This window comes from Pseudomonas sp. Larv2_ips (assembly GCF_963879675.1).
Taxonomy (GTDB): Bacteria; Pseudomonadota; Gammaproteobacteria; order Pseudomonadales; family Pseudomonadaceae; genus Aquipseudomonas.
The window spans coordinates 62,326-86,535 of the sequence record NZ_CAWOAW010000001.1; the positions used below are offsets into that span (position 1 = coordinate 62,326).

At 59.2% G+C, this 24,210-nt stretch carries 27 protein-coding genes and 1 tRNA gene; 11 read left to right on the forward strand and 17 right to left on the reverse strand.

The window, feature by feature from the left end; all coding sequences use genetic code 11:
- The first annotated feature begins 110 nt into the window (after positions 1 to 110).
- The 11 genes from AACV02_RS00255 to sctU are packed head-to-tail and all read left to right on the forward strand — an operon-like array spanning position 111 to position 10,214.
- Complete coding sequence (locus tag AACV02_RS00255; RefSeq protein WP_164487906.1) at positions 111 to 1,166, forward strand: TyeA family type III secretion system gatekeeper subunit; 1,056 nt, start codon at positions 111 to 113, stop codon at positions 1,164 to 1,166.
- The gene (gene sctV / locus AACV02_RS00260) at positions 1,163 to 3,256 is read left to right on the forward strand and encodes a type III secretion system export apparatus subunit SctV (RefSeq protein WP_119736432.1); all 2,094 of its coding nucleotides are present in this window, start codon (positions 1,163 to 1,165) and stop codon (positions 3,254 to 3,256) included. Before AACV02_RS00255 ends, sctV begins: the two co-directional genes overlap by 4 nt.
- 37 nt (positions 3,257 to 3,293) lie before the next feature.
- Positions 3,294 to 4,181, forward strand: coding sequence for an FHA domain-containing protein (locus tag AACV02_RS00265; protein ID WP_119736434.1), 888 nt, complete (start codon positions 3,294 to 3,296; stop codon positions 4,179 to 4,181).
- Complete coding sequence (locus tag AACV02_RS00270) at positions 4,178 to 5,536, forward strand: FliI/YscN family ATPase (protein WP_106578540.1); 1,359 nt, start codon at positions 4,178 to 4,180, stop codon at positions 5,534 to 5,536. Before AACV02_RS00265 ends, AACV02_RS00270 begins: the two co-directional genes overlap by 4 nt.
- Complete coding sequence (gene sctO / locus AACV02_RS00275; RefSeq protein ID WP_119736436.1) at positions 5,523 to 5,960, forward strand: type III secretion system stalk subunit SctO; 438 nt, start codon at positions 5,523 to 5,525, stop codon at positions 5,958 to 5,960. Before AACV02_RS00270 ends, sctO begins: the two co-directional genes overlap by 14 nt.
- Positions 5,932 to 6,390: a type III secretion system HrpP C-terminal domain-containing protein gene (locus AACV02_RS00280; protein WP_119736438.1), complete on the forward strand. Its 459-nt coding sequence runs from the start codon at positions 5,932 to 5,934 to the stop codon at positions 6,388 to 6,390. The genes sctO and AACV02_RS00280 overlap by 29 nt, the downstream gene beginning before the upstream one ends.
- A complete protein-coding gene (locus tag AACV02_RS00285; RefSeq protein WP_119736441.1) occupies positions 6,387 to 7,400 on the forward strand; it encodes a FliM/FliN family flagellar motor switch protein in 1,014 nt (337 codons plus the stop codon). Before AACV02_RS00280 ends, AACV02_RS00285 begins: the two co-directional genes overlap by 4 nt.
- Complete coding sequence (gene sctR, locus AACV02_RS00290; protein ID WP_119736443.1) at positions 7,397 to 8,050, forward strand: type III secretion system export apparatus subunit SctR; 654 nt, start codon at positions 7,397 to 7,399, stop codon at positions 8,048 to 8,050. Before AACV02_RS00285 ends, sctR begins: the two co-directional genes overlap by 4 nt.
- A gap of 7 nt (positions 8,051 to 8,057) precedes the next feature.
- On the forward strand, positions 8,058 to 8,321 hold the full coding sequence (gene sctS, locus AACV02_RS00295; protein ID WP_058411467.1) for a type III secretion system export apparatus subunit SctS: 264 nt from the start codon (positions 8,058 to 8,060) through the stop codon (positions 8,319 to 8,321).
- A gap of 10 nt (positions 8,322 to 8,331) precedes the next feature.
- Positions 8,332 to 9,120, forward strand: a complete 789-nt coding sequence (gene sctT / locus AACV02_RS00300; protein ID WP_119736647.1) for a type III secretion system export apparatus subunit SctT — start codon at positions 8,332 to 8,334, stop codon at positions 9,118 to 9,120.
- Entirely contained in the window at positions 9,117 to 10,214 is a 1,098-nt protein-coding gene (sctU, locus tag AACV02_RS00305; protein WP_119736445.1) for a type III secretion system export apparatus subunit SctU, read from the forward strand. Before sctT ends, sctU begins: the two co-directional genes overlap by 4 nt.
- 94 nt (positions 10,215 to 10,308) lie before the next feature.
- Here the strand turns inward: sctU and hrpT are convergent, their stop codons facing one another.
- The 17 genes from hrpT to AACV02_RS00390 all read right to left on the reverse strand — a co-directional run bounded on the left by hrpT (position 10,309) and on the right by AACV02_RS00390 (position 24,183).
- Entirely contained in the window at positions 10,309 to 10,512 is a 204-nt protein-coding gene (gene hrpT / locus AACV02_RS00310) for an HrpT family type III secretion system protein (RefSeq protein ID WP_119736448.1), read from the reverse strand.
- On the reverse strand, positions 10,509 to 12,644 hold the full coding sequence (gene sctC / locus AACV02_RS00315) for a type III secretion system outer membrane ring subunit SctC (protein ID WP_119736450.1): 2,136 nt from the start codon (positions 12,642 to 12,644) through the stop codon (positions 10,509 to 10,511). The genes hrpT and sctC overlap by 4 nt, the downstream gene beginning before the upstream one ends.
- A gap of 263 nt (positions 12,645 to 12,907) precedes the next feature.
- The gene (locus AACV02_RS00320) at positions 12,908 to 13,141 is read right to left on the reverse strand and encodes a hypothetical protein (RefSeq protein ID WP_119736452.1); all 234 of its coding nucleotides are present in this window, start codon (positions 13,139 to 13,141) and stop codon (positions 12,908 to 12,910) included.
- Between the two features lie 91 nt (positions 13,142 to 13,232).
- Complete coding sequence (gene sctL, locus AACV02_RS00325) at positions 13,233 to 13,838, reverse strand: type III secretion system stator protein SctL (protein WP_106578549.1); 606 nt, start codon at positions 13,836 to 13,838, stop codon at positions 13,233 to 13,235.
- Positions 13,816 to 14,397 (reverse strand): type III secretion protein, encoded by a 582-nt coding sequence (locus AACV02_RS00330; protein WP_119736454.1) that lies wholly within the window; start codon positions 14,395 to 14,397, stop codon positions 13,816 to 13,818. Before AACV02_RS00330 ends, sctL begins: the two co-directional genes overlap by 23 nt.
- Complete coding sequence (gene sctJ, locus AACV02_RS00335) at positions 14,390 to 15,175, reverse strand: type III secretion system inner membrane ring lipoprotein SctJ (RefSeq protein ID WP_119736456.1); 786 nt, start codon at positions 15,173 to 15,175, stop codon at positions 14,390 to 14,392. Before sctJ ends, AACV02_RS00330 begins: the two co-directional genes overlap by 8 nt.
- A 4-nt stretch (positions 15,176 to 15,179) precedes the next feature.
- Positions 15,180 to 15,545: a hypothetical protein gene (locus AACV02_RS00340; RefSeq protein WP_106578552.1), complete on the reverse strand. Its 366-nt coding sequence runs from the start codon at positions 15,543 to 15,545 to the stop codon at positions 15,180 to 15,182.
- Between the two features lie 85 nt (positions 15,546 to 15,630).
- Positions 15,631 to 15,798 (reverse strand): hypothetical protein, encoded by a 168-nt coding sequence (locus AACV02_RS00345; RefSeq protein ID WP_157986803.1) that lies wholly within the window; start codon positions 15,796 to 15,798, stop codon positions 15,631 to 15,633.
- 250 nt (positions 15,799 to 16,048) lie between these two features.
- Positions 16,049 to 16,963: a sigma 54-interacting transcriptional regulator gene (locus AACV02_RS00350; protein WP_119736458.1), complete on the reverse strand. Its 915-nt coding sequence runs from the start codon at positions 16,961 to 16,963 to the stop codon at positions 16,049 to 16,051.
- Positions 16,964 to 17,267: 304 nt separating this feature from the next.
- Complete coding sequence (ychF, locus tag AACV02_RS00355) at positions 17,268 to 18,368, reverse strand: redox-regulated ATPase YchF (protein ID WP_101266309.1); 1,101 nt, start codon at positions 18,366 to 18,368, stop codon at positions 17,268 to 17,270.
- Between the two features lie 21 nt (positions 18,369 to 18,389).
- Complete coding sequence (gene pth, locus AACV02_RS00360) at positions 18,390 to 18,974, reverse strand: aminoacyl-tRNA hydrolase (RefSeq protein ID WP_010213318.1); 585 nt, start codon at positions 18,972 to 18,974, stop codon at positions 18,390 to 18,392.
- Positions 18,975 to 19,142: 168 nt separating this feature from the next.
- Positions 19,143 to 19,745: a 50S ribosomal protein L25/general stress protein Ctc gene (locus AACV02_RS00365; protein WP_106578554.1), complete on the reverse strand. Its 603-nt coding sequence runs from the start codon at positions 19,743 to 19,745 to the stop codon at positions 19,143 to 19,145.
- A gap of 138 nt (positions 19,746 to 19,883) precedes the next feature.
- A complete protein-coding gene (locus AACV02_RS00370; protein WP_003208392.1) occupies positions 19,884 to 20,825 on the reverse strand; it encodes a ribose-phosphate pyrophosphokinase in 942 nt (313 codons plus the stop codon).
- A gap of 46 nt (positions 20,826 to 20,871) precedes the next feature.
- Positions 20,872 to 20,946: transfer RNA gene (locus tag AACV02_RS00375), tRNA-Gln, on the reverse strand.
- Between the two features lie 36 nt (positions 20,947 to 20,982).
- A complete protein-coding gene (ispE, locus tag AACV02_RS00380; RefSeq protein ID WP_218911254.1) occupies positions 20,983 to 21,786 on the reverse strand; it encodes a 4-(cytidine 5'-diphospho)-2-C-methyl-D-erythritol kinase in 804 nt (267 codons plus the stop codon).
- 50 nt (positions 21,787 to 21,836) lie between these two features.
- A complete protein-coding gene (gene lolB / locus AACV02_RS00385; protein ID WP_106578556.1) occupies positions 21,837 to 22,454 on the reverse strand; it encodes a lipoprotein insertase outer membrane protein LolB in 618 nt (205 codons plus the stop codon).
- Positions 22,455 to 22,458: 4 nt separating this feature from the next.
- A complete protein-coding gene (locus AACV02_RS00390) occupies positions 22,459 to 24,183 on the reverse strand; it encodes a tetratricopeptide repeat protein (RefSeq protein WP_106578557.1) in 1,725 nt (574 codons plus the stop codon).
- Positions 24,184 to 24,210 lie beyond the last annotated feature (27 nt).

A 24,210-nucleotide genomic window follows, 5' to 3' on the forward strand; every position in this document is an offset into this window, starting at 1 on the left:
GCCGAGGGTTTGTGCCGGTCTTGTCAAACCTCTCGATAGCCGCGTTCTGATGGAACCGTATCGGTAGGCATTGCCACATAGGGACACACTCTTCCCGTCTTGGCATGCTTATGAAAGTCGAATCCCCTAAAGATGCGCCCTCTGCCCAGCGCCTGGATCAATCCGCCTTTGCGCCTGTTTCCACGCCCGCACCCGCGAAGGTTGATGAGCTTGCTTCGCTCTTCGACCAGGAAGTGATTGCCAACAACCGCGCTCAGCGCGCGATGTCGATTCGCGTGCCCCCCACCGAGCAGCTTGCGCAACTTTATGAACAGCTGGGCCATCCTGCTCAGGAGTCCCTGGCGACTATTTCGCGGCGGTTCAGGCACCAATTGCAGCAGCATCCCAGTGTCGACAAGCTGGTAGAGCTCGCCGAGGGCGACCCCGCACGCGCCTACGTGGTGCTCAAACATCTGGAAGCCCAGGCCGACAATGATGTGCGCCCGACCGAAGCTGCCTTGGCGCGCGATGCTATTGGCATGCTGGCGGTGGGCTTTAAAGGGGAGATCCAGGCTGGCCTCAAATTCGCCACGGCGTTGATGGAGGCCGGTGGTGATCCGCAGGAGCGCCAAGCGCTGCGCGCGCTTTATTACGCCAGCGTGGCCACGCGCCAATCCCTGGCGACGATGATGCAGGCGCTGTTGGGCGTATACGGCGGCGATACATTTTCCGTCAGGCTCATCAGCATGCGTAAAGCCTTGGCTGACGACATCGCGGTCCTGGTTTCGTCAATGACCACGCCGCGTTTGCGCACCTTGTTGCTGGCCCTGCAAAGCTGTGGGCAACTGAGCACCGTGTTGGCCGGTTGCCACGCGTTGATCCAGCGCCTGGGCATCGGCTACGACGCCGTCAGTCTTTTGCAGCGCCTGCTGGGGTATGCCGGCAGCGGCATCGATGCGGGCGAGATCCTGCGACTTGGGCATGATCTGGGCAGTGGCCCGAGCCCCCGGCAAGTGATTGTTCTCAACGCGCTTTACCCTCTGGTCCGGCAATTGCCTTTGGCCTTGTGGCCTGACAGTCGAACCCGCCAGGGCGCGCTGGACAGCTTTTTGGCCGTGATGGGGGAACTGGAGCGGATCGAGCGCGGCCCGATCAAGTTTGCCGGTGACCTGGGGGCGTCGGCGTGACTGCACTGTCAGCCATCAACGCTGTACTGCTCAAAATGGCCCAACGTGCCGAAGTCCTGGGCGCAGTGGTGATCCTGGGCATCGTGTTTATTTTTATCGTGCCGTTGCCCACCTGGCTGGTGGACATTCTGATCGCGCTGAACATTTGCATATCCTGTCTGTTGATCGTGCTCGCGCTGTATTTGCCAGGCCCCTTGGCGTTCTCGTCGTTCCCGTCGATTTTGCTGCTGACCACCATGTTCCGTCTGGCGCTGTCGATCGCCACGACGCGCTTGATTCTGCTGGAACAGGACGCCGGCGACATCGTCGAGGCCTTCGGCAATTTCGTCGTGGGCGGCAATCTGGCGGTGGGGATGGTGATCTTTCTGATCCTGACCCTGGTCAACTTTCTGGTCATCACCAAGGGTTCGGAACGGGTCGCCGAGGTGGCGGCGCGGTTCAGCCTGGACGCGATGCCGGGTAAACAGATGTCCATCGACAGCGACCTGCGTGCCGGGCTGATCGACGGCACGCAAGCGCGGGACAAACGTGAGCAGTTGTCCCGCGAGAGCCAGCTGTTCGGTGCCATGGACGGTGCGATGAAATTCGTCAAGGGCGATGCCGTCGCCGGTTTGATCATCGTTGTGGTCAACCTGTTGGGTGGCTTCACCACGGGCATGTTTCAACACGACTTGAGCGCTGCCGAGTCGATACGGCTGTATTCGGTGCTGACCATCGGCGATGGCCTGATCGCACAGATTCCGGCGCTGCTGATCTCCCTGACCGCCGGCATGATCATCACCCGCGTGGCTCCGGACGGGCGCAAGGGTATCAGTAACATGGGCGCCGAAATTGCCCGGCAAATGACCAGCGAACCCAAGAGTTGGATGATTGCGTCGGTGGGGATGCTCGCGTTTGCTGCGGTGCCCGGCATGCCTACCCTGGTGTTTATCCTGATTTCGATGGTCACCGGCGGCCTGGGTTATTACTTGATGCGCCAGCGTCAACGACTAGAACAGCCGGCCCCCGAAGCGGCTGACGCCGTGCGCCCGGAGCAGAACGGTGATGAAGACTTGCGCGGGTTTGATCCGTCGCGACCGTACTTGCTGCAGTTTTCCCCGGTCTTGCGCGGAACCCCTGAGGTCACCGAGCTTATCCATGGGATACGCCAGGCCCGAAACACGCTGGTGGCCAATATCGGTTTGACCTTGCCGCCGTTTGAAGTCGAACTTGATGACGCCCTGGCCGCCGATGAAATGCGCTTTTGTGTTCACGAAGTGCCGATGGTCAAGGCCTCGGTCGTCAACCATTTGGCCGTGGAACGCAAGGCGCTGGCGGTTGAACCCGAGCACGCAATACCGGGCAAGGCCGACCGCGATGAACAGGATTGGCTGTGGTTGGCGCCCGATGATCCGCTGCTCGATGACCCGCAGCTGGAGCGCTTTACCGCGACGAGCCTGATCATTGAGCGCATGAGGCAGGCGATGATGCTCAGCGGGCCGCAGTTCCTGGGGATTCAGGAGAGTAAATCGATCCTCAGCTGGCTTGAGCACAACCAGCCGGAACTGGTGCAGGAACTGCAACGCATCATGCCGCTCTCGCGGTTTTCGGCGGTCCTGCAACGCCTGGCCAGCGAAGGGGTGCCACTGCGTGCCGTGCGGCTGATTGTCGAGTCGCTGATCGAGTACGGCCAGCATGAGCGCGAGCCCGAAGCGCTGGCTGACTACGCGCGCATTGCCCTCAAGGCGCAGATTTTCCACCAGTACAGCGAGGAAGACGGCCTGCACGCCTGGCTGCTGTCGCCCCATACCGAAAACATCCTGCGCGAGGCGTTGCGTCAGACGCAGACCGGGGTTTTCTTTGCGCTTGATAACGAAAGCAGCGCCGCGTTGATCAACCTCCTCAACCAGGCCTTCACCTTACGCGCCAAAAGCAAAAGTGTGATGTTGGTGGCACAAGACCTGCGCAGTCCCTTGCGCACTCTGCTTCTGGAAGAGTTCAACCATGTGCCGGTGCTGTCCTTCGCCGAGTTGGGAAGTACCTCCAAGGTGAAAGTGCTGGGGCGTTTTGACCTGACCCAGGATGAGCTGGCGCGCGGTGCGCTGGCATGAATCTCCAGTCGGGCTCAACGCGCCGGAGCGCTCGATAATGTTTGAGTTACGGGTGCTCAATGGTCTGCGCCAGGGCGCCGCGTTGCCGCTTTTTGGCGAGCAATGGAGCATCGGCGCTCACCCTGACGCTGACCTGATGCTGAATGATCCTGGCATCGCCGAGCAGCACGCGCGGTTGCGGCTGATCAACGCAAACTGGTCAGTGCAGGCCGAAGCCGGGCTGCTGCAAGGTGATGAAGGGCAGGTGCTGGCCCAGATTGCGAGCCTGGTGCTGAACGTACCGTTTTCAGTCGGAGCTGTGCGGCTGTGCGTCACCTGGGCCGATCAGCCATGGCCCGGGGCACCCGCCCCAGCGCCGCCGGCCCCTGAAGCGCCGCGGGCGCTGCAACTTTCGTCCATCTCGCACGCGCAGCAAAAGCGCCTGATCAGCGTGGCGCTGGTGGTTGCGATCATCGTCGTGGTGGTGGGCATCGCGTCCACGGGTGAGCGTGAGGCCCAGGCCTCATTGATGCCGCCTGTGGTGGTCAAACACGAGTTGGCGACGCCGTTTGAAGTGCGCCAGCAGTTGCTGAAGATGCTCAATGAGCGCGAATTGAGCCAACGGATCAGCCTGCAAGTGATCAATGGCCAGGTCGCGCTCAACGGCGACGTGTCGCAGGACGATGTGGAGCTGGTGTCGCGCATGCTCAGCCGGTTTGTCGAGCTGTTCGACAGCGCGGTGCCGGTGATCAGCCGTGTGCGTGTCAGCGACGGCGCGCTGCCGTTCAAGATCGTGCAGATCGTCGGCGGCCCCAATGGCCACGTCGTTCTGGAAGAGGGCAGCCGGGTGTTTGTCGGTGATGAAGTGGACGGCCTGCGCCTGGTGCTGATCGACAACAGCAAAGTGGTGTTCGATGGCGCGCGGCGTTATGAGGTGCGCTGGTGAACGAAGAACTGAATGCACGTCTCGATGCCTGGCAGCAGCGCCAGGCCCAGGCACTGGCCAACCTGATGCCGGTGACCCTGCGCGGTCGGGTTCAGCGCGTCAACGGCATGTTGTTGCAATGCCGGTTGCCAAGCGCGCGTATTGGCGACTTGTGCCAGGTCGAGAAATCTGCCGATGACTACATGCTGGCGGAAATCATCGGCTTCGATCAGCAGGATGCCGTGCTCAGTGCCTTGGGCAACCTTGAAGGCGTGCGCGTGGGCGCCAGTGTGCAGCGTCTGGGTGTTTCGCATCGAGTGCGCGTCAGTGATGCGTTGCTGGGCCAGGTGCTCGATGGGTTCGGGCGGCCGATTACTGGCGTTGGCCCCAATGCCTTCGCTGACACCGACAGCCCGGATGCGAGCATGGTGTTGTGTGAGGCGCCGTTGCCGACCGAACGGCCGAGGATCCACCGGGCCCTGGCGACTGGGGTGCGCTCGATCGATGGTCTGTTGACGCTTGGCGAAGGTCAGCGCGTGGGCCTGTTTGCCGGTGCCGGCTGTGGCAAGACCACCTTGCTCGCGGAGATTGCCCGTAACGTCGAGTGCGATGTGATTGTGTTCGGCCTGATCGGTGAGCGCGGCCGGGAACTGCGCGAATTTCTCGACCATGAACTGGATGATCAATTGCGCGCCAAGGCCGTGCTGGTGTGTGCGACATCCGACCGCTCAAGCATGGAACGCGCCCGCGCGGCGTTCACCGCAACGGCGCTGGCTGAGGGCTATCGACGCAAAGGCAAGCGGGTGTTGCTGCTGATCGACTCCTTGACGCGTTTTGCCCGCGCGCAGCGAGAAATCGGCCTGGCAGCCGGTGAGCCCTTGGGGCGCGGTGGCTTGCCGCCTTCGGTGTACAGCTTGCTGCCGCGTTTGGTGGAGCGCGCCGGGTTGACCCGCGACGGCGTTATCACCGCAATCTACACCGTGCTGATCGAACAGGACTCCATGAGTGACCCCGTGGCCGACGAAGTTCGCTCGCTGCTGGACGGCCATATTGTGCTGTCGCGCAAGTTGGCCGAGCGCGGTCACTACCCGGCGGTCGATGTGCTGGCCAGCCTTTCGCGAATTCTGAGCAATGTCGCCACCCCTGAGCACATCCAGGCGGGGACCGGGCTGCGCCGTTTGTTGTCGGCGTATCAGCAGATCGAGCTGATGCTCAAGCTGGGTGAATACCAGGCCGGCAATGATGCCCTGACCGACTTGGCGGTGGACAGCCGTTCGGCGGTGGATGGCTTTTTGCGCCAGGACTTGCGTGAGCCTTCACCGATGGCGGCGACCCTGGATCAGCTGACGGAGCTGACCGCCTATGTTCCTTTCTGAGCTGGAAACCCTGAGGCGTCTGCGCAAACACCGCGCGGACCGGGCTGAGCGCGCATTGGGTGAGGCTAAAAGGCATCAGCGTGCACTGCAGTTGCACGTAGAGCAGGCGCAGCAGCGCCTTGAGGACACTCGCCTGCAGGAAGCCGAGGAAGCGGCGCAGCTATTGAGCAAGCATCAAGGGCACGTGCTCTCGTTTCAGGAACTCAAGTCGTGGAATACCCAAGAGCGCTCATTGTCGGCCAGCACGCAGCGTGAAGAGGCGCAGTTACAAGCGTTACAGCGGCAGCAGGAACAGCAAGTGGTGCATATCGACAGCATGCAAAAGCAGGCCAGCCAGTATTTGCGCGAGGTCGAAAAACTCTCGGAATTATCCCAGTTACTGGTGCAGGAGCGTCATGAAACGATTGCCTGTGAGCAGGTCTGAGCGGCCGCGCGTGCGCGAGCCCAGGGACGACCGTGAGAGAGGCGTTGAGGCCGTGGTGCCGTGGGTTCATGTGCACGTCTTCGCGCAACTGTTTGCCAAGGACGATGGCTCGGGCGGTTACGTTTCCAGTCTGCCAGCGCAAAGTCTGGCGACGGATAAATTGATGATTGAGGCGTTGGCGGGGCAGTTGGCGCTTCGCGTTCAAGGCGGCACGCAATGGCCGTTGCTGGCGGTGCTTTACCTGCCACGGCTGGGGCGAATCAACGCCAGTGTGCAGCGGCAGTCGGGCGCGTGGAACGTCGAGTTGGACGCCGAAGAACCGCGCACGGCGCATTGGCTCGCCACGGTGCAAAAACGTTATCAGGACAGGCTGACCGAGGCGCTGGGCCAGCCAGTCGATATCCACATCAACAGCACGGGGCCCGCATGATCATGTTGGCGGTGACACCGCCCCTGGTTGAGGCGGCAAGGGTTGCGGCGTTGCATCGGCTGGGGCGCGGATTACGCATGCCGTTTCAGGCCGGCGATCAGCAGGGGGCGTTTGTGCTCGAGCCCGGCCGCGCGCCTGAAGGGCGAAGCCCGGTGTGTTTCGAGAGTGCCGTCGGTGTACTGGGGTTCTCGGAACCCGAGGCGATGTTCAGCCTGATGGGCGAATGCCCGGTCACCCTGGCAGAAGCCGGCAATGACTCGACGTCGTGGTTCTGGGAATTGTTCCAGCATCACCTCAGCCCGCAGGTAGTGGCGTTGTTGGGTTATCTGCGCTTGCTGCCTGCAGCCAAAACGTTGGGCTTTGGTTGCCGCTTCACCGTGATGTTGGGGGCCTCCAAGGTCGCCGGTTACCTGTGGCTGGCCCCGCAGAGCTTGCTGGCGATGTGTGCGGCGGGCGCTTGGCGGTCCACGGCCAGCTCATTACCCGCATCGTTTCCCCTGGCAATCGCCGTGACCGTGGGCCGCTTGAACTTGCCCGTCGGGCAGTTGCGCAGCGTGCGTGCGGGGGACGTGCTGATGCCTGAGCAGGCGTTTTTTGATGCGCAGGGCCGTGGTCACGTGCGTATCGGGCGTCGCCATCTGCAAGGGCGCATTGACGATGAATCCGGGCCGTTGTGCCTGAACCTTTTTGCGATTGAGGAAGCGTCCATGGACGAGCACTTTGTAGTGGAAGAATACCCGGGGCCTGAACAGGACCAACCGGTGGAGGATGTCTTTGGCCGTGAGCCCTTTGACGAATTGAGTATGGCGCTGACGGTGCGCTGTGGTGTCCTGAGCCTGACCCTGGGCGAGCTGCGCAATCTTGCTCCCGGTGCGGTGCTGGGCATCACCGGGTACGCCCCGGGCATGGCCGGCCTGTATTACGGCGAGCGGCCCATTGGCCAGGGGCAACTGGTGGAAGTGGATGGGCGACTCGGCTTGCAAGTGTCTCGCGTGGTGTTTTCCCGATGATATTCCAGGGCGTTGACCCGGTCGTCCTGGCTTTGTTTTTCGGGGCGTTGTCGCTGCTGCCGATGCTGCTGATCATCTGCACCGCGTTCTTGAAGATCGTCATTGTGCTGATGATTACCCGCAACGCTATCGGCGTGCAGCAGGTGCCCCCGAGCATGGCGATCAATGGCATAGCGCTGGCCGCTACGCTGTTTATCATGGCCCCGGTGGGTTACCAGGTCGCCGAAACCCTCAAGGGCGCGCCCCTGGACATGAGCACCGTGCAGACCCTTCAACAGACGGGTCTTGTGGCCATACAGCCGCTGCGTGCGTTTATGAAACGCAACACCGATCCGGATGTGTTGACCCACATGCACGAAAACAGCGCGCGTATGTGGCCACCTGAAATGGCGCAAAGCACCCAGCGCGATGACCTGATCCTGTTGGTCCCCTCCTTTGTGCTGTCGCAGTTGCAGGCCGGGTTCGAGATCGGCTTCCTCATCTACATTCCGTTCATCGTCATCGATCTGATTGTGTCCAACCTGCTCTTGGCGCTGGGGATGCAAATGGTCTCGCCCATGACCATTTCCCTGCCGCTCAAACTGCTGTTGTTCGTCATGGTCTCCGGATGGTCGCGATTGCTCGACAGCCTTTTCCTTTCCTACCTTTGAGTGCCCCATGGAACCGATCGTACTGTTCAAGCAGGGCATGCTGCTGGTGGTGGTGTTGTCGGCACCACCGCTGATTGTGGCGGTGATCGTCGGCGTGCTGACGTCGCTGGTGCAAGCCCTGATGCAGATACAGGATCAGACCCTGCCCTTTGGCATCAAGCTGGTTGCGGTGGGCATCACGCTGATATTGACGGGGCGCTGGATTGGCGTGGAGCTGATTCAACTGATCAATCTGATGTTCGACATGATCGCTCGCTCGGCACTGAACTGAGGGCATGCACGTGCTGCTTTATCTTGAATATCTGCCAAGTCTGCTGGTGGCCATGGCGCGCATCTATCCCTGCGCGATCCTGGTGCCGGCGTTCTGTTTCCAGCATCTGCGCGGCATGCCCCGGCACGTGATCGTGATGGTCATGGCGTTCATTCCGGCTCCCGGCATCCATGCGGTACTGGCGGGCCAGGACTATTCGGCGCTGATGATCATCGGGCTGATGCTCAAGGAGGTCGCCCTGGGCTTTTTGCTGGGGGTCTTGTTGGCCATGCCTTTCTGGATGTTCGAGTCGGTTGGCGCGCTGCTGGATAACCAGCGTGGCGCCCTGGCGGGTGGCCAGCTCAACCCGTCATTGGGGCCGGATGCAACGCCTGTGGGGCATCTGTTCAAACAGCTGGTGATTTACTTGTTGATCGCAGTCCTGGGCCTGAGCGTGCTTACCCAAGTGATCTGGGACAGTTACCTGCTATGGCCGGCCACCGCTTGGGTGCCGCTGCCGGCAGTCAATGGTTTCAGTATTTTCCTCGGGCTGCTCGGCGATGCCTTTACCCACATGATGCTCTACGCTGCGCCGTTCATTGCGGTGCTGATGTTTCTGGAGTTCGGTATCGCGCTATTGGGCGTCTACAGCCAGCAGTTGCAAGTGAGCACACTGGCGCCGCCGGTCAAATGCCTGGCGGGTATCGGGATTCTGTTGCTGTACTTTGCGTTGCTGCAGGACCTGATCGTTGGGCGCTTGAATGTGCTCGGCGATCTTAAACACTCACTCGGGCTGATGTTCCAGGTCTCGACGCCATGAGTGACTCCGGTGAAAAGAAGCACCCGGCCTCAGCCAAGAAACTGCGCGATCAACGCAAGAAAGGTCAGGTTTCCCAAAGCCAGGATGTCAGCAAGCTGCTGGCGCTGACGGCCATCAGCGAGGTTGCGTTGTTCACCGCCGAAACCAGTTTGCAGCGCTTTCAGCAACTGATGGTGTTGCCAATGTCGAGTATGGCTCAGCCGTTCACGCGGGCGCTGGAGACGGTGCTGTTTGAAGGGTTGATGATGTTTTTCGCGTTCGCCCTGTTGATGGCCGGATTGGCAATTGCCGCGAAGCTGATCAGCAGTTGGATGCAGTTCGGATTTCTGTTTGCTCCCGAGACTTTGAAGCTCGATTTCAATCGGCTCAATCCCCTCAAACAGCTCAAACAAATGTTTTCCGCGCAATCGGTCATGAACCTGTTGATGAGCATTACCAAGGCAGTGCTACTGGGCGTGATTTTGTACGTGGTGATCAAACCTTCTTTGGGCGCGCTGATTAACCTGGCCAGCAGTGACCTGCAAACCTACATCCTGGCGTTGATCATTCTGTTCCGTCACTTGTTGCATGCCTGCCTGGGGCTTTTGCTGGTGATGGCGCTTATCGACCTGGCGTTGCAAAAACACTTTTTCGCCAAGCGCATGCGCATGACCCAGGTCGAGGTCGTCAAAGAGTACAAAGACATGGAGGGTGACCCGCATGTGAAGGGGCAGCGTCGTTCATTGGCCCAGCAACTGGCCCAGGAGGAACCGAAGGTCAAGCTGCCCAAGCTGGAAGAGGCCGATATGCTGGTGGTCAACCCGACGCATTTTGCCGTGGCGCTGTACTACCGCCCGGGTGAGACGCCGCTGCCCATGCTGGTATGCAAAGGCACGGATGACGCGGCGCGCGAACTGATCCACCAGGCCAAGGCCGCTGAGGTGCCGGTGATTCAGTGCGTGTGGCTGGCGCGCACGCTCTACACGAACAAACTGGGCGCGAGCATCCCCCGCGACACCCTGCAGGCGGTGGCGCTGATCTATCGCACGTTGCGTGAGCTGGATGATGAAGCCAAGCGCGAAACCCTGGAGCTGCCGGCGCTGGAGGTGCGCTGATCAGCGCACCGCACCTGCGCGAAGCCAGGGTCAGGTGAGCCGCCGCGCTGCTCACCTGACGGCCCGGCAACAGCCGGCGTTGATCGCGGAACACTCATCGTTCCAGCGAAATTGTCTGGTAATCCGCGCGCTCTCCTGAAGGGCCGGGCTCGACGCGCATCTGCGGCGGCCACCAGATTACCAACGTATCTTTGGTCGATTGCGGGCGTGAGCAGGAGTCGCCTTTGCACGTGGGAGCGCAGCCGGCGATGAGCAGCACGGTGCCGATCAGGGTGATGCACAACAGGTGGCGTTTCATGGGGCGACCTTCTTCTGAGTGGGAGTGATCAAGGAAGGGCGGGGCACGCCGATGTGTTCATCCTTCACCACCGGGCGCATGGCGATAAAGACCTCGGCTTCTTCACCCGGTTTGAGCCAGGCACGTGGCCATACCGTGACGGCCAGGGTCTGCGAATTGCTGCACTCCTTTTCGTCGATACGCACATTGCGCTTGATCTGATTGCGCACCACCACCACCGCCACATTGAACTGCGGGCCGGCGTACCACTGGCTGCGCTCGGTGTTCATGGCCAGTAGAGCGCGGGTGTTGCACAAGGTGTCCAGGCCCAATGGCATCGGTGCCGCCTTAAAGGCCAGGGGCACTTGCCCGGTCACCAGATTGGCCAGGGTGCTGGTGATGTCACTGCGCTTGATAACCGGCGGGTGTTCGGCGTAACGCCTGGCCAGGGGCTTGAGTGCGGCCTGCAGCTCCACTTGATCTTCCTGCGGCAAATACCGTGAAGGGTCCGCCTGATCGCCGATGACGCGTGGCGTCAGGATGAACAAACGCTCGCGGCGGTTGTTCTGACGTTCGCTGGAGGAAAACAGCGCCTTGCCCAGCAACGGTATGTCGCCCAGCAGCGGAACCTTGTTGCGCTTGTCGGTGCTTTCGGTGACATGGAAACCACCGACCACCAGCGAGCGTTTTTCCGCCATTACCGCCTGGGTGCTGACATTGCCCCGGCGCACGTCGGGGCCGATGCGATCCGGGTTGGATTCATCGAAGTTGCCGTCCTCGATATCCACCATGAGGTGAACCTGATGAGTGCCACGGGTGGTAATCACCCTGGGTATCACTTGCAGGCTGGTACCGACCGTAATCGGCAGGATCGTCGCGACCTCCGTGCCTGCGGTCAGGTATTGGGTGCGGTTGAAGTCAATGACCGAGGGCTGGTTTTCCAGGGTGAGCACCGAGGGGTTGGACACCATGGTTGCCAGGCCGCGCTGCTCCAGGGCGCGTATCTTGGCAAAGAAGCGGTCACGGTTTTCGATCGACAGCTGCGATGAACTGCCAGGGGCCATTCTCATGTCGCTGCTGAAATGGCTGTTGCCCCAGTTGACCCCGAATTCGCGCAGTTCAGAGCGCTCTATGTCGAGGATGATTGCGTCGATTTCCACCATTTTGCGCGCCACGTCGAGCTGGGTAATCAGCTCTCGGTACATGACCTGCCGTTCCGGGAGGTCGTAGATCAGGACGGCGTTGTTGCGCACGTCGGCCTCTACGCGGATTTTGCCTGCCGACACCGGAGCGCGCGGGGTGAGCGTGGCGCCAGAGGCCAACTGGCCTGGGTCCGCTGTCTGGCCGAACATTTGCCCGAGCATGGGATTGCTCAACCGCGCAAAGTTCGGCGTGATGGGCGAGGGCTGTGAGGCAAAGGGGCGCGGCGTAAGCGTCGACAGGGATGACGTCGCCCGCGGCTCCAATAAGCTCCGCAGCATGCTGGCAACGCCAGGGATGACTATTTTTTCGCCGCGGTAATCGATCTGGCGATCTCCCGCGTTGGCGAATTTCAGCGGGTAGCTGAGCACGCTTTGTTTTTCGTCGGGTGATTTACGCTGGCTGCTGAATTGCTTGATCTGTTCGATGTAGCGCTTGGGTCCAGAGACCAGCACCACCCCGTCATCGGGCAGTTCACCCCAGCCGAAACGACTGTCGAGCAAGCCGATATCGGTCAGGGCCCGCTTGAGGTCGGCGACGGTCTCGGAAGAAACCTCCAGGCGCGCGGACTCTTGCAGGTCCAGGGTGCTGATGTAGAGGGTGTTGTTGTACAAGTACCACTGAAAACGGTGTTCAACGCCCAGCCTGTCGAGTAACGACTGCGGAGTATTGGCGCGTATCTTGCCATTTACGATGCCCTCCAGCAGACCGTCGACTTGCAGTTGCGTGCCAAACGTCTGGGCGAAGTCCTCCAGCACATCCCGCAGGGGCTTATGCTCGGCTTCATAGGCGTAGGCGGTGTTTTTCCATTCGGATGGGATGGCGGCGAAGGGGCTGTGCAGCGGCGCCAACAACAAGGGCAGCGCAAGCAAACAACGCCAGTGGGCGCGTTTTGCCAGAGCCGCGGGCGAGTTTAAACGCAAGCCAGTGTGCTTGTTGATCTTGCTATACATGACAGGTTCTCTGTTTCAGTGCGAAAGCGTCGTAATGAAGTGGGCCGAATTTGCGCCCAGCCGTTGTCAGGCGCGCCGTTGCGCTGCGCCAGGTGTCACGTTGGTTGAGAGGTACTTCAAGGGTTTGCTATCAAGTGGCAGGCATTGCACCCACCGGAGATGGCGTATGGCCCGAACCCGGGCAAGGGCTGACTTGCGGTTCAATCCGCCGCCTGGTCTGTTCACGACCACCCAAGCCGTCAGTCAGCGTTTGCCACCAGCCACTAAACGACATTGATGGCCGATTTAACCGTTTCGTGTTTGTAACTGAGGTAGGTCGAACTCACGGCAAAGTTGTTAACCAGGGCGGACTTTTCCTCAATGAGTTGTTCGAAGAGCCGCGCGCTGTCTTCGTTTCCTTCGCTGTACGGAATGTCGGCGCTGATCTGGTCGAGGTTTTTTTCGGCTTGCGATTGCTGCCTGTAGAGACTGCTGAGTACGCGTGAGTCAGTATTCATGGCGTTATCTCCAGTGGGGGTGTATCCCTGTGTGGCGGCAGATTGCTCACCAGTTCCAACAACAGGCCTGTGTGGTTAAAAAGAACTGCGTTTACCCAGCAACGTTGTCACTTGATTTGGCCAAGGGTGGAATCGCCACCAGGTTGTCCAGGGCATGCGCCCAGTTGATGTGAAACCCGCCATCTTCCGTCTCAAGCAGCAGCGACTGGGCGGCGATTCCGTCTTCGACTCGAAGCGTCCAGGGCACGCTGCTGTGAAGATTGAGCCATAGCTCGACGTGTTCACGGTCCAGCGGATTGCACACCAGGTGCGCCTCAACGGTGGGCAGTTGAGCCTCCAGCAATTTGTTGAGCAGTGTTGTGAGGCGTTGAACAGGCACAGTCTCCTCCAGCAGGGTTCGAATGGCCGCGCTGATGACTGAGCTGGCGACCTGTTCCAAACTTGCCAGCATTGCCTGGCGCTCTGACTCCCAGCGATGCAGCTGGGTATTGGCGCGTTGCCAGAACTCATCACTGGCACTTTCGAGTATTTTTTCGCATTGCGCCTGGGCCTGGCTGATGCGCGTTTGTGCTTGAGTTTCTGCGTGTTCCAACAGCTGACGGGCCTGGGTGTATTCAGACAGCATTTCCCTGGGGATCAGGGCCGTGGGCAGTTCGTGGGCGGGGGTGTTCAGCTCAATCGTGTGGGCGCAAAACATGGTCGGGGTTCTCGCGAGGGGCGGGCGGCGCATCATCGACAGCGGTGGAGGTTGCGCGCCAGATCGTGGCTTTCCACAGGGTATCCAACCGGCCGTGGGTGTCTGCCAGTCGAGGATGCTGCTCTAACGTGAGCACCCTTGGGCGAGCAAAATTCAGGCGTAGCAGCTGCCAGACATTGGGCGCGACCCACGCGCGCAGGTAGTGCAATGGGTCGTCGACGTCCACCGGTGTTGAGCCCGTGGGCAGTGCCTTGGCCAGGCGTTGGCACCACAGCAGCTGCTCTTGATTCAACCGGCTGTCGTGGGGCGCGTTGTACACCGCATTAACCAGTGTCAGTGCGAGGTCGCGTTGTTGCGCGCTGCTCAACACCCATTGGAGGAGGGCTGGAGACGTGGGAGGGGCAAGCTCGGGCGCGATGTCGAACAGGCTGCTCACGCGGCGATGATAGGCGCGTGAAAGCGCTGCGGTTTCCACAAAACCCGTTTGCGTGAGCCAGTCGATGTGGGCGTTTTTCCAGGGGAAAGCCCACCATGTTACCCAGCTGAGGTCGTCACTCATGGGCGTGTGCCGGCGCGGTTTGCGGGGTGGGTGTGAAGACTTTTCTGCGGCGCCAGAACAGCCAGGCAATGCCTGCTGACAGAGCGATGATCAGCGGCGCAATCAGGCCGGCGCGCCAGAAACCAAGGTCTTGCTCGGGCACCAGAAAAGGGCCGAGGTAGGTCAGCTGTTGCTGCTCGGTGTAGGCGGTGGCCGGTACAAAAATGACGGTCAGTTTTGTCGTGTTGTCTATGGCCGAGGCCATGCCCGGGATGCTGCTGGCCACCAGTCTGCGCACGCGCGGATTGATATTGTCCGGGTCCAGTCGCGGGTCGTGCTTGATGAAAACCGAGGCGGACGCCGGCTGTACCGGCTCGCCTGGCGCGACGCGCTCAGGCAGTACCACATGCACACGCGCGACGATCACACCGTCTATGTTGGATAAGGTCGATTCCAGTTCCTGGGACAGCGCGTAGATGTAGCGTGCGCGCTCTTCCAGCGGGGTGGAGATGACGCCTTCCTTGCGAAAGATATCCCCCAGCGTCGAGCGGGCCGTTTTGGGCAGCCCCGCCGCATCCAGGGTACGCACAGCTCGGCTGATATCACTTGCCTTGACCCGAACAGCGACCCCGTCTTTGCCGGGCACCTTCTGGGCCCGGATTTGCTTGTCTGCCAGCTCCGCGATGACTTCGTTGGCTTCCTGTTCAGAAATATTGCGATGAAGCTCTACGCTGTCACCGCAACCGGACAGCATCAACGCTAATGAAAACAAGAATGGGGCGGTTAGGCGGCGGTACATGCAGCTATCCCATGCTTGAAATTTTGTCGACGCCTTTCGCGACGGCGCCAATGACCTTGACGCGTGACATCACGTCGATGTGCGCTTCGGCGAGCGACTGGGGGAACTCGTTCGCGTCCTTGGTCTTTTTGTTCAGGCTCGCGTCACGAAAGCCTTTGGATACGCGTCTGGATAAAGTGTCCGAGGCTGTCGCGTCCCACGATTGAGCAGGGGACGCCACGGCAGGCACGATGCCTTTAACGGGCTGCTCGGCCTGGCTGAGTTGGGCGTTGAAAAAGTTGATGTCAGACGCCCGGTTGATCGCGCCAGGCGCCTCGGCTTGAGGGAGAGTGCTGCTGTTTTCCGATTGCCCAGGGGTGGTGATGTACATGTGAATCTCCATCGAACGTATCGAGTGTTACGTGCGTCGTGACGATGAAAACCTCCTCGACCTGGGCAGAGGAGGTCGCGCTGACTTAAGCGAATCGCAAAGACTTAATGCGACCCGCTTTCGCTGTAGTCAGTTCTTGTTCAGCAGTCTTCTTGGCCTCTTCGACGACTTTCCTTTCTTTATCTGCGTTGATTGCGTCCAGTTGCGCCTGGTTACCCGCGCTGGAACCACCAATACCTGAGATTGAGGACATAGATCACCTTCTTGATTTCAAATGAAGTCTGATAGCGAGTGTTAGCTACCGTCTGAGTGGCTGTGAAGTCACCCACTTATAAGTGGTGCAAGGAAATAAAGCGTTCCAGTATTTATATGTTTAAAATTATTTCCAGTGCTGTTTGCTGAGAAGTCATTGTTGTAATGCTTGATGCTATGTAGGCGCTAAAGTGCCCGAGGAGGTGCGAGTGGGTAAGTTTTGCCGCAATGCGTCAACTGCACTGTTTCGGTTATAGGTCGAGTTGTTTGATTCGGTGGTAGAGCGTGCGTTTGGCGACACCTAATTCAAATGCGGTGATATCGACACAATGATCATTGCGCCGCAACGACTCTTCAATCAGTGCTTTTTCGATTTGTTGCAGGCGTTCCTTCAGGCTCAGCTTTCCGTCGTGCGGGTTGCTCATGGGCGTAGAGAACGGTGGCAGGCCCAGCACGAAGCGCTTGGCGGACGAACGTAATTCGCGAATATTGCCCAGCCAGGCGTGGCACAGCAGTTGTTGCAATAGCTGGCCGGGAACAGACGGTACGGTGCATTTGAAGTGCTCGGCTTCTTCCCGGACCATCTTCATGAACAGCGGAATGATGCGCTCCCGCTGGTGGCGCAAGGCCGGAAGTTCGAGGCTGACCACATTCAGGCGAAAGTACAGGTCACGCCTGAAGGTGCCCAATTCGACCATGTGGTGCAGTGACTGCTGAGCCGAGGCAATAACGCGCATGTCTACCGGGATGAAGCGGGTTGAACCTAGACGCTCCACGCCCCGCGACTCCAGCACCCGCAGCAGTTTGGCCTGCAGGCTCAATGGCATGCTGTCGACCTCATCAAGGTACAAGGTGCCCAGATGAGCCGCTTCGACAAAGCCGGCCCGCGATTGCACGGCCCCGGTATAGGCGCCGCTGTTGACCCCGAACAATTGGCTCTCCGCGAGGCTTTCCGGGATAGCGGCGCAGTTCACGGCAATGAAGTTACCGCGCCGCCCCGACAAGCGATGGACCCGTTGGGCCAAAGTGTCTTTCCCGGTGCCGGTTTCACCGAGTAGCAGAATGTCGATATTGAGTGATGCTGTGCTGTTAAGGGTGTTTTCAATACCTGAGCTGTCACTGATTGAGATGTCCGTTTCAACTTCCCTATGGTAGGCATCCGACATCAAGTAAGTGCTCCATTATCACTGTGCATCATTCAGGCAACGGTCGACAGGCAAAGGCCAGCAGGTCGCGAATTATAGTTATTTTGTTGTGGTTCTGAAGTAGGAACTTACGCGCAAGACGTAGGAGAAATGAGATAGGTTTGGGGATTATTTTGCTGGGGTGTGTAGTTAGTAAAATGCCGAGGGTTAATAGGATAATTCTTAAGCGTCAGGTTGTGCGGATGGACGTCCATAAGTAGTCACCCACAAAAAAGCCGATGCAATGCATCGGCTTTTTTGTTCGCGGTAATTACCGCAAGGTTACTTATACGTTGAAACGGAAGTGCATCACGTCGCCATCTTTGACGATGTATTCCTTGCCTTCAAGGCGCCACTTACCGGCTTCCTTGGTACCGGCTTCACCCTTGTACTGAATGAAGTCGTTGTAGGCGATGACTTCGGCACGGATAAAGCCTTTTTCGAAGTCGGTGTGGATCACGCCGGCAGCCTGTGGCGCGGTAGCGCCGACCTTGACGGTCCAGGCGCGGACTTCTTCGACACCGGCGGTGAAGTAAGTCTGCAGGTGCAGCATTTCGTAGCCGGCGCGGATCACACGGTTCAAGCCAGGCTCTTCCAGGCCCAGCGCCTCGAGGAACATGTCTTTTTCTTCGCCGTCATCCAGCTCGGCAATTTCGGCCTCGATCTTGTTGCACACCGGCACCACGATCGCGCCTTCTTCCTCGGCGATGGCCTTGACCACGTCGAGCAATGGGTTGTTCTCAAAGCCGTCTTCAGCGACGTTGGCGATGTACATCACCGGCTTGGTGGTCAGCAGGTGGAAGCCTTTGATCACCGCTTTTTCATCGGCATTCATGCTCTTCATCAGGCTGCGCGCTGGCTTGCCCAGGGTGAAGTGAGCGATCAATTGCTCCAGCAGGCCTTTCTGAACCACGGCATCCTTGTCGCCGCCCTTGGCGTTACGCGCGACTTTCTGCAGTTGTTTCTCGCAGCTGTCGAGGTCGGCGAAGATCAGTTCCAGGTCGATGATCTCGATGTCGCGTTTCGGGTCGACGCTGTTGGAGACGTGAATCACGTTCTCGTCTTCAAAGCAGCGGACCACGTGGGCGATGGCATCGGTTTCACGGATGTTGGCCAGGAACTTGTTGCCCAGGCCTTCACCTTTCGACGCGCCGGCCACCAGGCCTGCGATGTCGACGAATTCCATGGTGGTCGGCAGGATGCGCTTTGGATTGACGATAGCCGCCAACTCCTGCAGGCGCGGGTCCGGCATGGCCACGATACCGCTGTTGGGTTCGATGGTGCAGAAGGGGAAGTTCTCCGCCGCAATACCGGACTTGGTCAAGGCGTTGAACAGGGTGGATTTGCCGACGTTGGGCAGGCCGACGATGCCGCAATTGAATCCCATGGTGTTTCCCCTCGGTAAGAGTCAGGCCTTCTGGCTGTGCAGGTTTTTCATCGCACGGTTCCATTCACCGGCGAAGATATCCGGCAGCACGCCGAGGGCAAAGTCGATGCTGGCATCGAGTTTTTCCTGTTCGGCGCGTGGCGCACGACCCAGGACGAAATTTGAAACCATACTGGCAACGCCTGGGTGGCCAATGCCGAGCCGCAGACGGTAAAAATTATTCTGATTGCCCAGCTGCGCGATGATGTCGCGCAGGCCATTGTGCCCGCCATGCCCGCCGCCTAATTTGAGTTTGGCAACGCCGGGTGGCAGGTCCAGTTCGTCATGGGCCACCAGGATTTCTTCGGGTTTGATCCGGAAGAAGCCCGCAAGCGCCGCGACGGCTTGGCCGCTGCGGTTCATGTAGGTGGTGGGAATCAGCAGACGAACATCCTGACCTTGATGCGAAAAGCGTCCGGTCAGGCCGAAATATTTGCGATCGGCCACAAGGTTTACGCCTTGGGCGTGGGCGATACGCTCAACAAAAAGGGCCCCCGCGTTATGCCGGGTCTGTTCGTATTCGGCGCCTGGATTTCCCAGGCCAACGATCAGTTTAATGGCAGTCACGACAGGGGCCCTTCCTTTGGAGTTGTGGATAACATCGCCGCAACCTGCGTGCGGCGAAAGTGGACGACAAGAGATCATTTACTCAAGAGTAAACGCCGCGTTATCGCCCGCTTTCTCGCTACGTTTCGGTCCGCGATGTTTCCTCAAGCTCCGGCAATACAGAGTGAATTACTCTGCAGCGCCTTCTTCTTCAGCTTCTGGAGCAACGCGTGGAGCGTGAACGTTGGCAACAGCTTTGTCATCACCGTGAGCCAGTGCGACAAATTCAACGCCTTTAGGGGCCTTGAGGTCGGACAGGTGAACGATTGCGCCGATTTCCAGAGCCGACAGGTCGACTTCGATGAACTCAGGCAGGTCTTTCGGCAGGCAGGTCACTTCGATTTCGTTCAGGACGTGCGAGATCTCGCCGCCTTTCTTGACCGGAGCTTCTTCGCCAACGAAGTGCACTGGAACGATAGCGGTCAGTTTCTGACCGGCTACAACGCGTACAAAGTCAGCGTGCAGCACGTGGCCTTTGGCCGGGTGACGTTGCAGAGCTTTGATGATCACGTTTTGCTTGGTGCCGCCAACGTTCAGTTCGATAACGTGGCTGTAAGCAGCATCGTTTTCGAGCAGTTTGGCGATTTCTTTAGCCAGCATGCTGATGGATTCAGGGGCTTTTTCGCCACCGTAAACTACAGCTGGAACCAGGCTTGCGAGACGACGCAGGCGGCGGCTCGCACCTTTCCCCAGGTCGGAACGCAGTTCAGCATTCAAAGTAAAATCGTTCATGTTGTATCTCCAAAATAACCACATTCGCCCCAGCGTTTGCGACCAGCGCTAAAGGCGATATGGGCAAAAAAGCCCCGCCCCAACAGTATGCTGGGGCGGGGCGCTTTTCGTCAGGTTGATGTCGCTAAGGCGTGAACCTTAACGGAACATCGCGCTGATCGATTCTTCGTTGCTGATGCGGCGAACCGCCTCGGCAACTACCGGTGCGATATCCAATTGACGGATACGCGAACAGGCTTGAGCTGCTGCGGACAACGGGATGGTGTTAGTCACCACCAGTTCGTCCAGCATGGAGTTCTCGATGTTCTCGATCGCTCGGCCCGACAGCACAGGGTGTGTGCAGTAGGCGAAGACTTTTGCGGCACCGTGCTCTTTCAAGGCTTTCGCCGCGTGGCACAGTGTGCCGGCGGTGTCGACCATGTCATCAACCAGAATACAGGTACGCCCTTCGACATCACCGATGATATGCATCACTTCAGAGTGATTGGCTTTCTCACGGCGTTTGTCGATGATCCCGAGGTCAACGCCCAGGGATTTGGCAACAGCCCGTGCACGCACGACGCCACCAATGTCCGGGGACACGATCATCAGGTTTTCAAAGCGCTGGTCTTCGATGTCATCCACCAGTACTGGGGAGCCGTAGATGTTATCTACCGGGATATCGAAGAACCCTTGAATTTGGTCAGCGTGCAGGTCAACCGTGAGAACACGGTCGATGCCTACCACGGTCAGCATGTCAGCAACGACTTTCGCGCTGATAGCCACACGTGCGGAACGCGGACGGCGATCCTGACGGGCATAACCAAAGTAAGGTATTACAGCTGTGATTCGAGTCGCTGAGGAGCGGCGGAAGGCATCAGCCATCACGACGAGTTCCATCAGGTTATCGTTGGTCGGAGCGCAGGTCGGCTGAATAATGAAGACATCTTTACCGCGGACGTTTTCATTGATCTCGGCTGTAATTTCGCCGTCGGAGAACTTACCGACAGAGATGTCACCGAGAGGGATATGCAGCTGACGTACGACACGTCGAGCCAGATCGGGGTTGGCATTCCCCGTAAAGACCATCATCTTGGACACGCGCAGTACCTAGAGGCTGAGGGTAACCTGGATGAGTATTAGAAAATGGCAGGGGCGGCTGGATTCGAACCAACGCATGGCAGGATCAAAACCTGCTGCCTTACCGCTTGGCGACGCCCCTGTATCTGTTGCAACGAGTACCCAGTACTCGGTTCCTTTAGAGCAGACTTTGCAGCTTGCGATGCAACATCGAAACGTTACTTCCCTTTGCTACAAACCCTGTAAGGGTCTCTGTAAGAAGGGCCGAGACTTTATCAGCTTCAGCTTTGCTTGGGAAGCCCCCAAACACACAACTTCCAGTTCCGGTTAATTTTGCTTCGGTAAATTTACCTAACAAATTCAAAGCGTTACGTACCTCTGGATAACGCCTTGCTACAACCGGTAAGCAGTCATTTCGACTGTTTCCCTTGGGAACGGGGCGCACTTTAATGGGAGGAGAGTTACGTGTCAACAGTGGATCTGAAAAAATTTCTGCTGTACTTACAGATACTTGCGGAACAAGCACGACATACCACGGCTCTTCGGGGTATTCCGGGGTGAGTTTCTCCCCCACGCCCTCGGCAAAAGCGGCGTGTCCACGCACGAAAACCGGGACGTCAGCGCCCAGCGTCAGGCCCAGCGTAGCCAAGCGATCGTGGTCCCAACCCAGTTGCCACAAATGATTGAGGCCGAGCAGCGTCGTCGCGGCATTTGAGCTGCCACCGCCGATGCCACCGCCCATGGGCAAAATTTTATCGATCCAGATGTCGATGCCCAGGGGGCAACCGGATTGTTCCTGAAGTTTTTTTGCGGCCTTCACAATCAGGTTGCTGTCGTGGGGCACGCCTGCGAATTCGGTGTGCAGCTGAATCACGCCATCATCGCGTACGGCGAAGGTCAGTTCATCGCCGTAGTCCAGAAATTGAAACAGCGTCTGCAGCTCGTGGTAGCCGTCTTCACGGCGACCCAGAATGTGCAGCATCAAGTTGAGTTTGGCGGGGGAGGGCAGCGTCAGCGTTGTAACAGTCACGTTTATTGCCCCAGCTTGCGCGGTTGCCAGTCCTTGATCACCAGTGTGACGTCAAGGTCGGTGCCATGCAGCTTGATGCGCTCGGGCAGCCAATAACCGCTCTGTTGCACGTAGCTGAGGTACTCCACCTGCCAGCCGTCTTGCTCCAGCGTGGCCAGCCGACTGTCGCCATTGAGGCTCAGGCGGCTTTTGCTGTCCGGCGCGGGCAAACCGCGAACCCACCACACCAGGTGCGAAACGGGCAGCTTCCAGCCTATTTGCTGCTCCAGCAATTCTTCCGGCGACGCCGCTTCATAGCGTCCCTGGTTGGCCACTTCCAGGCTGACTTGCCCCGGGCGTCCCGTCAGGCGAGCCGCGCCGCGGCCCAGTGGGCCGGACAGGCGAATATCGTAATAGTCCTGACGCTGCAGCCAGAACAACGTGCCGCTGCCGGAATCTTTTGGCGCGCGAACCCCGACCTTGCCTTCGATCTGCCAGCCATCAATGCTGCTGAGCTGATCCTTGTGTTGTTTCCATTGCGCCGGGTTGCCCTGGCCTTCAACGGATTCGCGGGCGCCGAAACCCGCGCAACCGGCGAGCAGGGCGATGAAGCTGAAAACAATTACGTGGCGCAAGAACATAAGCTTAAAGGGTCTCGGATCCGGTCAGGCGCTTGATGGTGCCGCGCAGGATGGGGCTTTCGGGTTGTTCCTTGAGGAATTTTTCCCAGATTTGTCGCGCTTCGCGCTGCTTGCCATTGGCCCACAGCACTTCGCCAAGGTGGGCGGCCACTTCCTGGTCGGGGAAGCGTTCCAGTGCCTGGCGCAGCAAGCGTTCGGCTTCGTCCAGGTTGCCCAGGCGGTAATTGACCCAGCCCAGGCTGTCGAGTACGGCCGGGTCTTCCGGGTTGAGCTTGTGGGCTTGCTCGATCAGCACCTTGGCTTCGGCGTAGCGCGTCGTCCGGTCGGACAAGGTGTAACCCAGGGCGTTCAGCGCCATGGCGTTGTCCGGGTCACGCTTGATGATCAGGCGCAGGTCTTTTTCCATCTGCGCCAAGTCATTGCGTTTTTCCGCCTGCATGGCGCGGGTGTACAGCAGATTCAAATCGTCGGGGTATTGCAACAAGGCCTGTTGCAGCAGTTTCCAGGCGCGTTCGCCCTGCTTGTTGGCCGACAAGGTTTCGGCCTGGATCAGGTACAGCTGGATCGCGTAGTCCGGTTCGGCATCGCGCGCTGCGGCCAGGCGTTTTTCCGCCTCGTCGGTGCGGCCGTTGCTCATCAGGATGTCAGCTTGGCGCAATTGGGCCGGCAGGTAGTCGTTGCCAGGGCCAACCTGAGCGTACTCAAGCAGGGCCGCCTGCGGGTCGTTGCGCTCTTCAGCGATACGGCCGAGGTTCAGGTGCGCCGAATCCACATGGCTTTCGCGTTGGATCAGCTCTTCCAGATAGCCCTTGGCCTCGTCCCAGGCCTTGGCTTCCAGGCACACCAGTGCCAGGGAGTAGCGCAATTCATCGTCGTCCGGGTATTGCTGGACCAGATTGGCGAACTGCACTTTGGCGTCTTCCATACGGTCCTGCTCAACCAGCGTGCGCGCATAAGTCAGGCGCAGGCGCTTGTCGTCCGGATACTTCTTGATGCTCTTTTCCAGCAGAGGAATCGCTTCCTTGCCGCGATTGAGGTTCTGCAGCAGGCGCGCACGCAGCAAAATCGGTGCGATCTCGCCGTCTTCCGGCGGGTTTTGCTCCAACAGCTTGAGTGCGGCGTCGGCTTCATCATCCTGTTGCAGCAGCAACGCCTTGCCGAAAATCAGCTGGCTGTTTTTCGGGTGTTTTTGCAGCAGGCGGTCGAAACTCTTCATCAGGCCATTGCGCGTGTCCTGGTCGGTGTCGGCAGCCGACAGCGCGAGGAAGTCGAAATGCGTGTCGCCCTTGCCCAGCAGGACTTTCTCCATATAGACCATGGAGTCGTCATAGCGCCCCGCGCGCGCCAGTTGAATGGCCGCGGCCCGCTGCGCTTCCAGGTCGTCCGGTGCGTTTCTCGCCCAGATCAGCGAAGTGTCCAGCGCAGCCTGGTCAGCGCCCAGGTATTCGGCGATGCGAAACGCACGCTCCGAAATACCCGGATCCTGAGTGTTGATGGCCTGGGTCACGTAGTTATCCAGGGCAATATCGAAACGATTGCGCTGGCCGGCGAGTTCGGCGGTCAGCAGGCTGTAGATCGTTTCTTCATTGAACGAGGAATAAACCTTGGGCTTTTCAGGGGCGGGGGTGCTGTCTTCAACCGGCGGCGTACCGTCCGGCGACACGGGTGCCAAGGCCTGGCAGCCGCTGAGGAAGACAAAAGCAAGGAGCAACGCGGAAGATCTATTCATATAGGAAGAGGACGACTAACCTGCGGT